Annotated in this window: 16 protein-coding genes; 6 read left to right on the plus strand and 10 right to left on the minus strand. The window is 68.8% G+C overall.

From position 1 onward, the window contains the following. Positions 1-64: 64 nt before the first annotated feature. Complete coding sequence (locus BJY22_RS04560; RefSeq protein WP_167203906.1) at positions 65-664, minus strand: methyltransferase domain-containing protein; 600 nt, start codon at positions 662-664, stop codon at positions 65-67. Continuing rightward, a complete protein-coding gene (locus tag BJY22_RS04565) occupies positions 657-893 on the minus strand; it encodes a hypothetical protein (RefSeq protein WP_167203107.1) in 237 nt (78 codons plus the stop codon). Before BJY22_RS04565 ends, BJY22_RS04560 begins: the two co-directional genes overlap by 8 nt. Before the next feature lie 94 nt (positions 894-987). Between BJY22_RS04565 and BJY22_RS04570 the strand changes: the two genes are divergently transcribed. Then, on the plus strand, positions 988-1,539 hold the full coding sequence (locus BJY22_RS04570) for a dihydrofolate reductase family protein (protein ID WP_167203907.1): 552 nt from the start codon (positions 988-990) through the stop codon (positions 1,537-1,539). A gap of 96 nt (positions 1,540-1,635) precedes the next feature. On the opposite strand, the gene BJY22_RS04575 is transcribed toward BJY22_RS04570, so the two are convergent. After that, positions 1,636-2,502, minus strand: a complete 867-nt coding sequence (locus BJY22_RS04575) for an HIRAN domain-containing protein (RefSeq protein WP_167203908.1) — start codon at positions 2,500-2,502, stop codon at positions 1,636-1,638. A gap of 232 nt (positions 2,503-2,734) precedes the next feature. Between BJY22_RS04575 and ilvA the strand changes: the two genes are divergently transcribed. Then, positions 2,735-4,018, plus strand: coding sequence for a threonine ammonia-lyase IlvA (gene ilvA, locus BJY22_RS04580; RefSeq protein ID WP_167203909.1), 1,284 nt, complete (start codon positions 2,735-2,737; stop codon positions 4,016-4,018). Here ilvA and BJY22_RS04585 read toward each other — a convergent pair. The 6 genes from BJY22_RS04585 to BJY22_RS04610 all read right to left on the minus strand — a co-directional run bounded on the left by BJY22_RS04585 (position 4,015) and on the right by BJY22_RS04610 (position 9,900). After that, positions 4,015-4,572, minus strand: coding sequence for a hypothetical protein (locus BJY22_RS04585; protein ID WP_167203910.1), 558 nt, complete (start codon positions 4,570-4,572; stop codon positions 4,015-4,017). The two genes, ilvA and BJY22_RS04585, sit on opposite strands and share 4 nt — an antisense overlap. A gap of 80 nt (positions 4,573-4,652) precedes the next feature. Continuing rightward, entirely contained in the window at positions 4,653-4,895 is a 243-nt protein-coding gene (locus tag BJY22_RS04590) for a helix-turn-helix domain-containing protein (protein WP_167203911.1), read from the minus strand. Between the two features lie 5 nt (positions 4,896-4,900). After that, positions 4,901-6,352, minus strand: coding sequence for a rhamnulokinase (locus tag BJY22_RS04595; RefSeq protein ID WP_167203912.1), 1,452 nt, complete (start codon positions 6,350-6,352; stop codon positions 4,901-4,903). A gap of 8 nt (positions 6,353-6,360) precedes the next feature. Then, positions 6,361-8,400 carry a bifunctional aldolase/short-chain dehydrogenase gene (locus BJY22_RS04600; RefSeq protein WP_167203913.1) on the minus strand — a complete coding sequence of 680 codons (2,040 nt, stop codon included), beginning with the start codon at positions 8,398-8,400 and terminating at the stop codon, positions 6,361-6,363. Then, positions 8,397-9,560 carry an L-rhamnose isomerase gene (gene rhaI, locus BJY22_RS04605; RefSeq protein WP_167203914.1) on the minus strand — a complete coding sequence of 388 codons (1,164 nt, stop codon included), beginning with the start codon at positions 9,558-9,560 and terminating at the stop codon, positions 8,397-8,399. The genes BJY22_RS04600 and rhaI overlap by 4 nt, the downstream gene beginning before the upstream one ends. A gap of 13 nt (positions 9,561-9,573) precedes the next feature. Further along, the gene (locus BJY22_RS04610) at positions 9,574-9,900 is read right to left on the minus strand and encodes an L-rhamnose mutarotase (protein ID WP_167203915.1); all 327 of its coding nucleotides are present in this window, start codon (positions 9,898-9,900) and stop codon (positions 9,574-9,576) included. A gap of 205 nt (positions 9,901-10,105) precedes the next feature. On the opposite strand from BJY22_RS04610, the gene BJY22_RS04615 reads away from it, so the two are divergent. After that, positions 10,106-11,182, plus strand: a complete 1,077-nt coding sequence (locus BJY22_RS04615) for a LacI family DNA-binding transcriptional regulator (protein WP_337758177.1) — start codon at positions 10,106-10,108, stop codon at positions 11,180-11,182. Here the strand turns inward: BJY22_RS04615 and BJY22_RS04620 are convergent. Beyond that, positions 11,162-11,812, minus strand: a complete 651-nt coding sequence (locus BJY22_RS04620) for a TetR/AcrR family transcriptional regulator (protein WP_167203916.1) — start codon at positions 11,810-11,812, stop codon at positions 11,162-11,164. The genes BJY22_RS04615 and BJY22_RS04620 overlap by 21 nt on opposite strands. 74 nt (positions 11,813-11,886) lie before the next feature. On the opposite strand from BJY22_RS04620, the gene BJY22_RS04625 reads away from it, so the two are divergent. The 3 genes from BJY22_RS04625 to BJY22_RS04635 all read left to right on the plus strand — a co-directional run bounded on the left by BJY22_RS04625 (position 11,887) and on the right by BJY22_RS04635 (position 15,259). After that, complete coding sequence (locus tag BJY22_RS04625; RefSeq protein ID WP_167203917.1) at positions 11,887-12,684, plus strand: alpha/beta fold hydrolase; 798 nt, start codon at positions 11,887-11,889, stop codon at positions 12,682-12,684. Positions 12,685-12,713: 29 nt separating this feature from the next. Further along, complete coding sequence (locus BJY22_RS04630) at positions 12,714-13,658, plus strand: aldo/keto reductase (RefSeq protein WP_167203918.1); 945 nt, start codon at positions 12,714-12,716, stop codon at positions 13,656-13,658. A gap of 128 nt (positions 13,659-13,786) precedes the next feature. Next, entirely contained in the window at positions 13,787-15,259 is a 1,473-nt protein-coding gene (locus tag BJY22_RS04635; RefSeq protein WP_202890992.1) for a hypothetical protein, read from the plus strand. The last annotated feature ends 25 nt before the right edge of the window (positions 15,260-15,284 follow it).

Below are 15,284 nucleotides of genomic sequence, written 5' to 3' on the forward strand. Positions count from 1 at the left end.
AGCGCCCTTACAACGAGAACCAGTAGCTGGCCGGCGGATCCCCGGCCGCGACAGGATTCCTGCGTCAGCTGGGTTTGGTCCAGGTTATGGAGTAGCGGAAGAAGAGGTGGCGGCGGTAGGTCGAGGTGGGTAGGACTTCTGCGGACAGGGTCTGCATTTCGGGGAATGTGACGGGTGGGGGCCAGACTGTTGGTGATGGGTGTTGCCAGTAGCCCTTGGTGGCGCGGTGGGTCCAGTTGGCGGCTATTCCGGCCAGCTCCCAGGGCAGGTCTCGCGGCAGGTTCGCACGCGCTACGCCCACCACGACCAGTGCGCCGCCCGGACGGAGCAGGTCTCGCATTCGGAGTAGGCCGGTGCGGGCGTCTACGTGGTGGAGGGTGGCTACCGACGCGATCACGTCGTACGACGCGGGCTCGAACGGGTGCTGCAGGAAGTCGCCCTCGACGTACTCGATGTCGTCGCTCGACGCACGTGCCAGCTCGAGGCTGGGTGTGTCCAGGTCGATCCCGGTCACCTGCGGTACGACGTCCCGCAGTTCGCGCGTGAGCATTCCCTCGCCGCAACCGATGTCCAGTGCGCGTTCAGCTCCGCGCGGGACCGCCTGCAGGATCCGCGGGTGGTAGTGGATGTTGTGGTTCCACCGCCGCCTCGTCCGCCTAGCCACGGCCCATCGCAGCGTCGATGGCGGCGATCAGCGTCTCGTCGTCGCCCGCGCGCCACGTGTGGTTCTGGGAGCACGTCCACTGGTCCGGCTCCGGCGGTACGACGCAACCGAACAACCGCACCTTGCCCGCCGCGGCCGCCTCCCGGGCGACCCGGGTGGGCAGGCCGTAGAGGATCGGCACACCCAGTTCTCCACAGACCGGACAGGCCGGCACGTCCACGCTCGCCATACGGCCAAGGTACGTCACCACCCCGTCCAACCCCGGTGAAGGCGAAATGAAAGCGCCGTCTGGGAGTCTGGATCATCGACCCCAGGAGGAGCACATGCGACCCTTGATCGTCTTCAGCGACATCACCGTCGACGGGTTCATGGCCGGACCGGACAACGACCTCGACTTCATGGTCGAGGACCCCCAGCTCGCCGACGAGTTCACGGGTGAGTTGATGCGCGTCGCGGACACCATCGTCTGGGGCCGTACGTCGTTCGCGCCGTCGGCCGTGTACTGGACCACGGCCGAAGGAGACGTCGCCGACTGGCTGAACGCGACGCCCAAGGTCGTGCTGTCGTCGGACGACACGGTCGACGTCAGCGTCTGGCCGAACTCGACGCTGGCCGTCGGTGACGGGGTCGACCACGTCCGCCGGCTGAAGGAAGCGCCCGGCGGCGGTGTCGTCGTGTTCGGCGGCGTGGCGACGGTTCGCGGGCTGGTCACCGCGGACCTGGTCGACGAGTACTGGCTGAAGGTCAACCCGACGATCGTCGGCCGCGGCGGCTCGATGTTCTCCGACATGACCGACCGCCGGACGCTGACGTTGCGCAGTGCACGCACGTTCCCGTCCGGCACCATCGCCGCCATCTACTCGGCGCGCGGATAGCGCCGGGCAGCTCCACAGGGGAAGCTGCCCGGCGCGTTCCGAGAAGTAGCTCCGCAGTACCGGCCTGGTGAGGCATGGTCAGTACTGCGCAGCCGCCTAGTTGGCCTCTTTGGTCGCCCAGTAGTGCCATTGCGGGGAAGCGACTGGGGAGCGGGCCAGGCCGTCCGGCCAGGTGGCCGGCAGGTCGTGACTCCGTGCCGCGTAGAGGATCACCTCCGATGCGGAGCGGTCGCCGCGCACGGCGACCCGGGCGGCGGTCTCGGCACGCATGTCGGCGAGGTAGTGGATGGCGGGCAGGAACTCGGCGCTCAGCCGCGCGCTGAGCCGGCCGACGGGTTCGTCGTCCAGCCGGATCTCGACCACGATCCGGTGCCGGTCCTGGATGCTGTCCTCCTCCTCGATCGCGTGCATGGTGGCGTACGCCCAGCATTCGCCTTCCGGACGGAAGAACGGCGCCAGGACGTCTGGATGGACCTCGCTGCCCGGTACGACGATGCCGCTGCCGGGCGGCAGCAGGTGAAAACTGCCTGGCGGGGGCAGATTCACCGGCACCAGCATGTGCGGCTGCCCGAGGGCCACCGCGACGCTGGCGTGGAACTCGGTGCCCTGGGCGCCCTTGCCGTCCCAGTCCGCCGGCTCCCACTCACTCACCCACAGGTGGCAAGGGACCCGCGGTTGCAGGCCTTGTGCCACCAACTCTGACAGCACCGGGTGGTACCGGTGCGCGTCGTCCCTCGGCAGATAGCCGACAACCTTTCCCTGCACCCGAACGGCGATCGACCGCGGGTCGAAACGGTTGTGCGGTTCCGGGACGAGGTCCGCCTCGGTGTCCAGATCTGCGCCGCGTGCCGGGATGGGGTCGGGGAACAGGCTACGGATCGCCTGCTCGTGCGGGGCCTCCCGCACGACTTCCTGACCACACCACAGAGCATCGCCCCACAGACTGAACGGAATCAGTTCCATCTGTGCCCTCCAGTCCTCACTGACCGGCTTTACCCGGCTCATCCCGGCCAGAACGCCGGCCGTTACACCGAGTGAGCGTATGAAAACTAGACTGCCCAGTGAAGGGCTCTTTCACGCATCGTGCAAGGGTCTGGAATGCAAAAGGTATTCGCCGGTCCGGACTGTGGACGCGGATCGTCTTGTGCAGCGAGCGAATCGGCGAAGATCGTGCAAATGCACGGGAAGGAACGTCATGCAGGGCAGTGGTTCAGTCGCTCGATCGACCACCCGCGACACCGTTGACGCGGCGGCGATCGAGGCCGCGATCAAGCGCTTGGACGGCGTCGCCGTCCGTACTCCGTTGCAGCGCAACCTGCGCCTGTCCGAGCGCACCGGCGCGCAGGTCTGGCTGAAGCGGGAGGACCTGCAGATCGGGCGTTCCTACAAGCTTCGCGGGGCCTACAACCTGATCGCGCAGCTCGACGACGCGGCGAAGGCGGCCGGGGTCGTGTGCGCGAGCGCCGGCAACCATGGCCAGGGGCTGGCGTATTCGTGCCACATCCTCGGCGTCCAGGGCAAGGTGTACGTCCCGCGGACGACACCGCGGCAGAAGCGGGACCGGATCGCCGCGCTCGGCGGCAAGCAGATCAAGGTGATCGTCACCGGCGACACGTACGACGACGCGGCCGCCGCGGCCCACGCGGAGGCCGAAGCGTCCGGCGCGACGACGGTGCCGGCGTTCGACGACCCGAGAACCGTTGCGGGGCAAGGGACCGTTGCCGTCGAGCTGGTCGAGCAGCTCGGCCACGCGCCCGACGTACTCGTGGTTCCCGTCGGCGGTGGCGGTCTCGTCGCGGGCGTTGCGACGTGGATCGCCGAGCGGCATCCCGGCGTACGCATCGTCGGTGTCGAGCCCGGCGGGGCCGCGAGCATGACGGCGGCGGTCGCGGCCGGCCAGCCGGTGACGTTGCCGCATCTGGACAGTTTCGTGGACGGTGCCGCCGTACGACGGGTCGGCGACGTGACCCTCCCGCTGGTACGGCAGGCCGGCGTCGAGCTGATGTCGGTGCCCGAAGGTCTGGTGTGCTCGGAGATGCTCGCGCTCTACCAGACCGACGGGCTGATCGCGGAGCCCGCGGGCGCTTTGTCGACAAGTGCCCTGGGCAACGGTCTCGACGTACGGCCTGGCGAGACGGTCGTCTGCCTGCTCTCAGGCGGGAACAACGACGTCAGCCGGTACGGCGAGATTCTCGAGCGCTCGTTGGTGTACGAAGGGCTCAAGCACTACTTCCTGGTGACGTTCCCGCAGGAGCCGGGCGCACTCCGCACGTTTCTCGACGAGACGCTCGGCCCGGACGACGACATCACGCTGTTCGAGTACGTGAAGCGGAACAACCGCGAGACCGGCGTCGCGCTGGTGGGGATCGAGATCAGCAGCCGCGACGATCTCGAGGGCCTGCTCGCCCGGATGGACGCAGCGCCGCTCGAGATCGAACGCATCAACCCGAACTCGCCGGAGTTCCGCTACCTGATCTAGGTCCGCTTCGAGTGCTTCGGATGCCGCGGGTCGTGCGGGTGACTCCCGTCGTCCCAGTCGGGCGGCGGGACGCCCTGCCCGTCCATGGGGGTGACGTTCTGCTTGTCCCGCGTCGGGCTGACGGGCTGCTCGTCGGTCGCGCCCAGCATCGGCTGTCCGCGGCGTTCGTCCGGCATGCCCGGCTCACCGGAGCGGTCCTCGCCGCGCTTGTCCGGCCACAGGTTCTGCGCCTCGTCGCGGTGCTGGTCGGACTCCGCGCGGGCGCTCGCGGCCTCCTCGCGGCGTTCGTTCGCACCCGCCGACAGCCGGCGCGCCTCAGCGGCCTTCTCGTCGGCGACGGCCTGCGCACGGCGAGCCCGGGCGTCGACCTCGTCGGCCGTCGCACGCTGCTTCTCCGCCCGTGCCGCACTCGCCCTGGCCTGCTGCTCGTGCTCCTGCGCCTGCACGCGGTCCCGCTCGGTCCGGCGTCGTGACATCGCGCCGGCGATCAGCGCGATCACGATGACCAGGACGGCGATCGCGACGACGATCCAGACAATGGTCATTCCGTCCATCGGTCCTCCTCGGCTCGATGATCAGAACCACCGGTACCCGGAGCCGCCGTCGCCTAACGCCCTCCATCGGACGCCGTACCTCAGACGAGGCCGCGGCGGGCCGCCCAGACGATGGCCTCGATCGCGGTGCTGAAACCGAGGCGGTCGCAGATCAGGCGGGTCCGGCGGCGGACCGTGCGTTCGGACAGGTCGAGGCGGCGGGCCACGCCGTCGACCGGGAGGCCGGTGGCCAGCAGCCGCAGCAGTTGCAGGTCGTCGTGACTGATCTCGCGCGGCGGCACCCTGCGCGCGAGCGGTCGAAGTTCCTGGGAGAGGACGGTCATACGGATCACCTGGTTCCGAATACCCGGGACTCGGCGGCGTCCCAGTCGGCCGGTTTGCCCTGCGGGTCGTAGCGCCGCAGAGAATGTGTGGACCGGACCAGCGCGCGCATCGCGCCCAGGTCCGGCAGGGGCTCGCCGAGGGCGCGAGCCTGGACGAGCACGTTGCCCAGCGCGGAGGCCTCGACCGGTCCGGCGAGAACCGGTACGCCGCACGCGTCGGCGGTGAGCTGACACAGCAGCTCGTTCTGCGATCCACCGCCGATGACGTGCAGTACGTCGACCTCCTGATCGGCGATCGCCTGCGCGGTCCGCAGCGTACGGCGGTACGCGAGCGCGAGACTCTCCAGAATGCAGCGGACCACCGCACCGCGCGACCGCGGCGGCTCCTGGCCGCTCGCCCGGCAGCGCTCGTCGATCCGGGCCGGCATGTTGCCTGGCGCAAGGAACTCGGGCGCGTCCGGATCGATCAGTACGGCGAACGGCGGGGCGTCGGCGGCGGCACGCAGCAGCTCCTCGAGGTCGTCGTCCCCCCAGATCCGCTGACACTCCTGCAGGATCCACAGGCCCATGACGTTGCGCAGGAACCTGGTCGTGCCGTCGACGCCACCCTCGTTGGTGAAGTTCGCCCTGCGCGCCTCGTCCGTCAGCACCGGCGCGTCGAGTTCCAGGCCGACGAGCGACCAGGTCCCGGAGGAGATGTACGCGAACAGCTCGTTCTCAGCAGGTACGGCGACCACGGCCGACGCGGTGTCGTGCGACCCGACGGCGATCACCGGGATCCCTGGCGCCAGTCCGGTCTCGTCCGGCAGCACACTCCCGATCACGTCTCCCGGTTCGCGCAGCCGGGGGAAGATCCGCCGCGGCAGCCCGCCGTTCGAACGCGCACCCGGAGCAGGCACGCGCGCGATCAGCTCGTCACTCCAGTCTCGCGCCGTCACGTCGTACAGCTGGGTCGTCGATGCGTTCGTCCGCTCCACACCGATCTCGCCGGTCAGCCAGTACGCCAGCAGGTCCGGAATCATCAGCAATGTGGCAGCGTCGGCAGGCAGTTCCTCGGCCGCCAGTTGGTAGATCGTGTTGAACGGCAACTGCTGCAGCCCGGTCACGGCGTACAGGTCGGCCGCCGGAATCACCGACAGCACGCGTTCCATCACGCCGTCCGTGCGTGAATCGCGGTAGTGGACCGGATTGCTCAGCAGACGACCCGCCCGGTCGAGCAGCCCGTAGTCGACGGCCCAGGAGTCGATACCGAGGCCGTCGATCGGGCCGGCGAGCTGGAGGCCATCCAGCACAGAGCGGTACAGGTGCAGCATGTCCCAGTGAAGAGTCCCGTGGACGCGGACCGGGCCGTTCCAGAAACGGTTCAGCTCGCGCAACTGAAGGACACTCGGGCCGACCTCCGCGCACATGACGCGGCCGCTCGAGGCCCCCAGATCCACCGCCGCGACACGCTTCATGGCAACACCTAACGCAGGAAGGCGGCAGCCACGCCGGCGTCGACGGGCACGTGCAGACCGGTCGTGTGGGTGAGGTCCCCGCCGGTCAGCGCGAACACCGCCGCCGCGACGTTCTCCGGCAGCACCTCACGCTTGAGCAGCGTCCGCTGCGCGTAGTACGCACCCAGCTCCTCTTCCGGTACGCCGTACACCGCGGCCCGCTTGGCGCCCCAGCCGCCGGCGAAGATCCCCGAACCGCGGACGACGCCGTCGGGGTTGACGCCGTTCACCCGGATCCCGTACTCGCCGAGCTCGGCAGCGAGCAGCCGGACCTGGTGCGCCTGGTCCGCCTTCGCCGCGCCGTACGCGACGTTGTTCGGACCGGCGAACACCGAGTTCTTGCTGGAGATGTAGACGATGTCGCCGCCCATGCCCTGGTCGATGAGCACCCTCGCGGCCGCTCGTGAGACCAGGAACGAGCCCTTCGCCATCACGTCGTGCTGCAGGTCCCAGTCGCGGTCCGTTGTCTCGAGCAACGACTTCGAGATCGACAGCCCGGCGTTGTTGACGATCAGGTCGACACCGCCGAATGCCAGCACCGCCTCGCGCAACGCCGCCTCGACGGCCTCCGCCGAGGACACGTCCGCGCCCACCGCGACGGCCACGTCGGTCGAGCCGATCTCCTTGGCCGCGGCCTCGGCCGCCGCCTGGTCGAGGTCCGCGACGACCACGCACGCACCTTCGGCGGCGAGCCGCTGCGCGATCGCCTTGCCGATACCGGATCCGCCGCCGGTGACGAAGGCCACCCGGGTCGCGAGCGGCTTCGGCTTCGGCATCCGCTGCAGCTTCGCCTCCTCGAGTGCCCAGTACTCGATCCGGAACTTCTCCCGCTCGTCGATCGGCGCGTACGTCGACACCGCCTCGGCGCCCCGCATCACGTTGATCGCATTCACGTAGAACTCGCCGGCCACCCGCGCGGTCTGCTTGTCCTTCCCGAAGCTGAACATGCCGACACCAGGCACGAGAACGATCGCCGGGTCAGCCCCACGCATCGCCGGACTGTCAGGCTCAGCAAATGCCTGGTAGTACGCCTCGTAGTCCTCCCGGTACTGGGAATGCAGCTCCTTCAGCCGGGTGACTGATTCGTCCACCGACGCGGACGGCGGCAGATCCAGCACCAGCGGGCGCACCTTGGTACGAAGGAAATGATCCGGACAGGACGTCCCGAGCTGGGCGAGCGAATGCAGCTTCTCGCGCGACAGGAACTCGAGTACCGCCTCCGAGTCGTTGAAGTGGCCGACCTGTGGTTTGTCCGTTGACGCCAGCCCACGGATGACGGGTGCCAGCGCGGCGGCCCGAAGGCGGCGTTCCTCTGCGGGGAGAGGCTGGTGGCTGGGGACGAGCGCGCCGAACGGCTCGGCGACACCACGCTCGGCGAGGAAGCGTTCCGCCGTACGGATGATGTCGAGGGAGTTCGCCTCGCACTCCTCGGAGGTGTTGCCCCACGCCGTGATGCCGTGGCCGCCGAGGATGCAGCCGATGGCCTGTGGGTTCTCCCGCTTGACCGCGGCGATGTCCAGTCCGAGCTGGAACCCGGGCCGCCGCCACGGCACCCACACGACGCGGTCGCCGAAGCACTCCGCGGTGAGCTTCTCGCCGTCGGCCGCGGTCGCCAGCGCGATGCCGGAGTCCGGGTGCAGGTGGTCGACATGAGGGGCGTCGACCAGCCCGTGCATCGCCGTGTCGATCGAGGGCGCCGCACCGCCCTTGCCGTGCAGGCAGTAGTCGAAGGCGGCGACCATCTCGTCCTCGCGCTCGACGCCTGGATAGGTGTCGACGAGAGCGTTCAGCCGATCGAGCCGCAGTATGGCCAGACCCACCGGTGTCAGCGTTCCGAGATCACCACCGGACCCCTTGACCCATACCAGGTCGACAGACTCCTGGGTCACCGGATCAGTCGCTGTACCCTTCGCGGACGTGTTGCCGCCCGCGTAGTTGGTGTTGCGCGGATCGGCACCCAGTCGGTTGCTACGCGCAACGAGCTCGGCTGCAGTGTCGCTCACTCTCATGCTCCCCATCCGGCTTGCTGACCGTCGGCGCGGTCCTTGGTGATCTTCTCGAAGTAGCCGCTCCGCTTGTACGCCGCGACCGGATCCGGGTCCAGGCCCTGCGACTCGCGCAGCTCCGCGAGCAGCGGCCGGACATCGGTGTTGTAGGCGTCCATCAGCGCGGCGTTCGCGCCGAGTACGTCGCCCGACTGCTGCGCCGTACGGAGCGCGTCCCGGTCGACCAGCAACGCCTTCGCGGTGGCCTCCTGGACGTTCATCACCGAGCGGATGATCGCGGGGATCTTCTCCTCGATGTTGTGGCACTGGTCGAGCATGAACGCGATCCCGCGGTCCGGATCGAGCGCGTCGCCGCGGACGATCTCGTTCATGATCCGGAACAGCTGGAACGGGTCCGCCGCCCCGACCATCAGGTCGTCGTCGGCGTAGAACCGGCTGTTGAAGTCGAACGCGCCGAGCTTCTTCGTCCGGAGCAGGAACGCCACGATGAACTCGATGTTCGTGCCCGGCGCGTGGTGCCCGGTGTCGATACAGACGGTTGCCTTCGGCCCCAGTTCGAGACAGTGCGCGTACGACGTACCCCAGTCCGGCACGTCGGTGGTGTAGAAGGCCGGCTCGAACAGCTTGTACTCGAGCAGCATCCGCTGGTTGTCGCCGAGCCGCTCGTACACCTCCTTGAGCGCGGTCGCGAGCCGTTCCTGGCGGTCCTGGATGTCGTCCTGGCCCGGGTAGTTGGTGCCGTCGGAGAACCACAGCTTCAGGTCACGCGACCCGGTCTGGTCCATGATGTCGACGCACTCGAGCAGGTGGTCGGTCGCCTTCCGCCGGACCGCGGGGTCCGGGTGGGTGACGCTGCCGAGCTTGTAGTCGTCGTCCTGGAAGACGTTGCTGTTGATCGCGCCGAGCCGGACTCCCTGCTCCTTCGCGTACGCCGCCAGCGCCGAGTAGTCGTCGACCTTGTCCCAGGGGATGTGCAGCGCGACGCTCGGCGCGACGCCGGTGTACTTGTGGACGACCGCCGCGTCGGCGATCTTCTCCTCCGGCGACCGCGGTACGCCGGGCTGGGTGAAGACCTTGAACCGGGTGCCCGAGTTGCCGAACGCCCACGAGGGCAGCTCGATCTCCTGGCGGCTCAGCGCGGCCCTCACGGCTTCGGTCGTCATGGTTCAGTCCCCTTCAGGAATCGGTCAGGTGGAAGATCTCGGGCAGCAGCAGGAACGACTCGTCCGGCGGCCGGCCGTCGGTTCCCGCGAAGAACTCCGCCATCTGGGCCTGCCAGCGGGCGTTGACCTCGGTCGCCGCCATCGCCCGCTGCGCCGCGTCCAGGTCGTGGGACTCGACGTACCCGATCAGCAGGCCGTCGTCGCGGAGGAACAGCGAGTAGTTGTGCCAGCCGGACTCGCGCAGCGCCGCCTGCATGTCGGGCCACACGTTGCGATGCCGCTCGACGTACTCGTCGAGACGGTCGGGCCGGACCTGCAGACAGAAGCAGTAACGATTCACGGCGTCACCTGTACTCGGGCGGGACTGCGCTGGTCAATGTCTATGAAAGGTTTCAAGAATGTCCCATGACGCTAAGCGTGGCGCCGGGGAGCCGTCAAGAGCTTGCCCAGCTTTCCCGGCCGATCCCGGACGGGCGACGCGGAAACCTGACCGAAACCGGGTATCCTTCGGCAGCTAACACGTTTCAAGTGCGCAGGGAGGTCTCGTGTCCGTCGACGATGCGGAAGCCCTGCCCGGGCGCACCCGCCGGCGCCGTGCCCCGAAGCCGCACGCGGCCGGCGTGAAGGCGGTGGCCGCGGCCGCCGGGGTCTCACTGGGGACCGTGTCGAACGTGCTGAACCGCCCCGAGGTGGTGAGCCCGTTGACCCGGGCGAAGGTCGAGGCGGCGATGGCCTCGCTCGGCTTCGTCCGGAACGAGTCGGCCCGGCAGTTGCGCGCCGGGTCGAGCCGGATCCTCGCCTACCTGATGCTCGACGCCGGCAACCCGTTCTTCACCGACGTCGCGAAGGGCGTCGAGGAGGCGGCCCAGGCGGCCGGTCTGTCGGTGTTCCTCTGCACCAGCAGCGAGGACGCCGACCGCGAGGCGGCGTACCTCGATCTGCTCGAACAGCAACGCGTCCAGGGCATCCTGATCACACCGATCGACCAGAACTCGTCCCGCCTGCGCAAGCTGCCGTCCCGCGGTACGCCGGTCGTCGTGGTCGACCGCGCGCTCGACGACGCCGAGCACTGCTCGGTCGCGGTGAACGACGTGCTCGGCGGTGAGCTGGCCATCTCCCATCTGCTGGAGCTCGGGCACGAGCGGATCGCGTACGTCGGCGGTCCGAACACGATCGGCCAGGTTGTCGACCGCCGCGACGGCGCCCGCCGCGCGTTGCGGACGGCCGGGAGGCCGACGTCGGAACTGATCGAGCTGACCACCGGCGCGCTGACGGTCGCCGAAGGTAGGGGCGCAGGGCAACGACTTGCCGGCCTGCCCGCGGACCGCCGGCCGACGGCCGCGTTCTGCGCGAACGACCTGCTGGCGCTGGGATTGCTGCAACAGTGCGTGAGCCTCGGGCTGCGCGTCCCGGAGGATCTCGCGATCGTCGGGTACGACGACATCGAGTTCGCCGAGGCGGCCGCCGTACCGCTGACGTCGGTGCGCCAGCCGCGGCAGCTGCTCGGCCGGACCGCCGCTGAGCTGCTGCTGGACGAGTCGTCGAACCCGGACCACGAGCACCAGCGCGTCACGTTCACACCGGAGCTGGTGGTCAGGACGTCAACGCGCGGGACTCTCTAGTCCGTACGCCGCCAGGAAGACGTCGACCGCGCGGTCGGCGAGGCCTTCCAGCTCGCCGGGTTTCGGCCGCTGCCGGGTGCCCGCGAACATCGCGCGGTTCATCGGCTTGTACATCACCAGACCGGCGAACTGGTACGCCGCCAGCGTCGGGTCGTCGAGCTCGCGCAGCAGGCCGCGGTCGCTCAGCCGCGTGAGCGCCTGCCCGAGCGCGTCGAGGGACTTCTCGAAGCCGCTGTCGAACCAGGCTCCGCACACCTCGGGGAACCGGTCCGCCTCGGCGATCACGAGCCGGCGGAGCTGCAGGACGCCGTCGGCGGTGAGGCTCTGGAGCAGGCGTAGCGCCAGCGCACGCAGCGCTTCCCGGGCGTCGGCGGCTCCCTCGAGCGTGTCGACGTACGCCTGGAGGAGACCGTCCATGAGTTGGTCGCTGGTGCCGAGGACGATCTCGGCGAACAGACGTTCCTTGTTCTCGAACTGCTTGTAGACGGTCTGTTTGGAGACGCCGGCCTTGGCAGCGACCTCGTCCATGCTCGCGCCGAGGTACCCGTGCTGGAGGAACACCTCGGTCGCGGCGGCGAGGATCGCGCGGCGCTTACGCGGTGTCCGGCCTTCGGTCTCCATCTGCTCCATTCCGAAATCATACTAGACAGTCCAGTTCTCTGGTGAGTACTGTACGGTCTAGTTCTTAGGGAGAGGGAAACGACATGAGCACCGTGACATCGGCCGACGGCACCACGATCGGCTACGAGGCGTACGGCGAGGGCAGGCCGCTGGTCCTGATCGACGGCGCGACCGCGCACCGGGCCGTGAACCCGCTGAACGCCGAGGTCGGGAAGCTGCTGAGCGACGAGTTCCGGACGTACGCGTACGACCGGCGCGGGCGCGGCGAGAGCACCGACACCGCGCCGTACGCGATCCAGCGGGAGATCGAGGACATCGGCGCGCTGATCGAGGACGCTGGACAGCCGGCGATCCTGTTCGGTTGGTCGTCGGGCAGCCTGCTGGCGCTCGATGCCGCCGCGGCCGGACTGCCGGTCGCCGGGGTGGTGTTGTTCGAGCCGCCGGTCGTCGTGGACGACGTACGGCCGCCGCTGCCGTCCGACTACGTGGAGCAGCTCGACGCGTACGTCGCCGCGGGGCGCCGGGACAAGGCGGCCGAGCTGTTCATGACCGCGGCCGCCATGGTGCCGCCCGAGGCGGTCGAGGGGATGAAGCAGTCGCCGTACTGGGCGCCGGTGGAGGAGATCGCGCACACGATCGCGTACGACGGACGCATCATGGGCACCACGATGTCCGGCAACCCGCTGCCCGAGGACCGCTGGGCCGACGTGAAGGTCCCGGTTCTGGTCCTGTACGGCGACCAGACCTGGCCGGCCCTGTCCGCCGGAGCCCAGGCCGTCGCGGCCCACCTGCCGGCGGCGACGTTGCGGGCGATCCCGGGCGAGAACCACAGCACCGAGGCGGCGACACTGGCGCCGGTGTTGCGAGAGTTCTTGACCTAGAGCGCGCTCCAGGTTGTTGGATCTGGCGCATGGTGAATCTTGCGCTGGGTGCGATGGAGTACGGGACGAGGATCGACGAGCAGACGTCGTTCCGGCTGCTGGACGCGTATGTGGACGGCGGCGGGGAGTGGATCGACACCGCGAACTGCTACGCGTTCTGGCAGGACCCGAGTGGGCACGGCGGGCAGAGCGAGGAGCTGCTCGGGAGGTGGTTCGCGCAGCGGCCCGGCGTACGGGACCGGGTCAAGCTGGCGACCAAGGTCGGATGCGAGCCGCTCTGGCCCGGTAGCTGGCCGGAGCACACCGAGGGCCTGAGCGCGAAGGCGATCGACGCGGCGCTCGAGACCTCCCTCCGTCGCCTAGGCGTCGACCACATCGACCTGTACTGGGCCCACCGCGACGACCGGTCGACTCCGCTGGAGGAGACCGTCGCCGCCTTCGGCAAGCACGCCGCGGCCGGGACGATCGGCCGTCTCGGGCTCTCCAACTACGCCCTCTGGCGCGTGGAACGGATGCGCGGCCTGGCGACCGAGCTGGGCGTGATGGCTCCGAGCGCGCTGCAGCTGCGCTACTCGTACCTGCAGCCGCGGCCGTTCGTCCGCGACAACGCCCACGACCACCGCTTCGGCTGGATCACCGACGAGGTCCTGGACTACGCGCAGAACAACCCGGAGCAGCAGCTCTTCGCCTACAGCCCACTGATGGCCGGCGCGTACGAGAACCGCACCGACCGCCCCATCCACCCGGCGTTCGACCACCCCGGCACCACCCGCCGCCTGGAGGTCCTCACCGACCTCGCCACCACCCTCGGCACCACCCGCTCCGAAGTAGTCCTCGCCTGGCTCGCCGGCGGCACCCCCGCCATCACCCCCATCGTCGGCGCCAGCACCCCGCAGTACCTGACCACAGCCCTCACCGGCACCAACCTCGAACTAACCTCCGAACAACGACACCAACTCGACGAGGTCTGGTAGAGACCAGATTCCGCGCCTCCCCTTCACGTTGCGTGACGAGCGGCGTAGTGTGCCGTGTTCGACGGGTGATTCACGGTGATGCGGGCCTGTGGGGGGTCTGCCGGAACGTGCCCGTGGGGGAATGACAAATGACAGAGGAGACCTGGCACCAGGCACGCCTGATACCGACCTCGGGGATCAACGGCGCCGACGAGCAGGAGCGCCGGGCAACCTCGGCCCTGCTCGCAGTGATGTCGTCGGTCCGCGAGTTCGGCCGGGTGTTGACGCAACCCCTGGGCGCACCGGCTGGACAGCTGGAGACGTACATCGAGGTTCCTTTCTACCTGGGCGAGCGGCGCCTCTATCCGGACGGTCTGTTGCGAGCCCGGCGCGGGCAAAAGGAGTGGACGGCTCTTGTCGAGGTGAAGACCGGCGTGAACGCGCTGGAGGCCGAGCAGCTCGAGGCGTACCTCGACATCGCTCGCGAGAAAGGCTTCGACGCAGTCGTCACGATCTCGAACGAGATTCCGGCCATCGCCGGCCTGCATCCGACCAAGGTCGACAAACGGAAGCTCAAGCGGGTCGCGTTGCACCACTGGTCGTGGTCGATGGTCCTGGCAGAAGCCGTGCTGCAGAAGGAACACCGTGGCGTCGCAGACCCTGATCAAGCCTGGATCCTCGGCGAACTGATCCGGTATCTCGAACACCCACGGTCGGGCGCACTCCAGTTCGACGACATGGGCCCGTCGTGGGTGACTACCAGGGAAGCCGTTGCGTCCGGCACACTCCGAGCCGGTGACAAGTGTGCTCCCGAGGTCGCTGCCCGGTTCGACGCGCTGCTCAGGTACGTCAGCCTTCAGCTCGGCCGGAAACTCGGCGACGACGTCACGCCGGCTCTGTCCCGAAGGGAACTGGCCGATCCTGCACTGCGTGCGCAGGCGCTCGTGCAGTCGATGAGCGCCCAGGGCACCTTGCAGGGAGCGATCAGCATCCCGAACGCCGTGGGACCGCTGGTTGTCACGGCCGACCTGCGTGCGGGCGTTGTCACCTGTCACGTCGAGATCGCCGCACCGCGGGACGGCCGCGCCACAACACGCGTCAACTGGCTGCTCCGCCAACTGAGGCATGCACCGGACTCGACGAGGATCGAGGCGTTCGTCATGCATGGAAGGGGAGCCGGTACGGCGGAGCTGCTGCATGCTGTCCGTGATCAACCTGCGGTGTTGATCGAGGACCCGAAGAAGGAACTGCGCTCATTCCGAATCGCGCTCGCATCTCCGCTCGGAAGCAAGCGCGGGCGCGGCCGAGGCTCGTTCATCGACTCGGTCGAGAACGCGATCGACACGTTCTACGGCGACATCGTGCAGGACCTTCGGGCCTGGAGCGCCGCCCCGCCGAGGTTGCGTGAGACCCCGGAGCAACCTGATGAACGACCATCGTTGACGTCGACGGCGCTCTCTTCGCAGGACGGAGCCGGACCTGACGCGCCTGCGAGTCAGCCGGACGACGCGCGTGTTCTCGTGCCGACGGCCGATCGCCGCGAGACAGACCCGGAGCCTGCCGAACAGCTCTCACCGAGCCTTGTCCCAGGTCAACCAGACGCACCTGAGATGTCCATCTGAAGATCTTCCTCGATCAGCGCTCCCG

It is taken from the genome of Kribbella shirazensis, assembly GCF_011761605.1.
Classification (GTDB): Bacteria; Actinomycetota; Actinomycetes; order Propionibacteriales; family Kribbellaceae; genus Kribbella; species Kribbella shirazensis.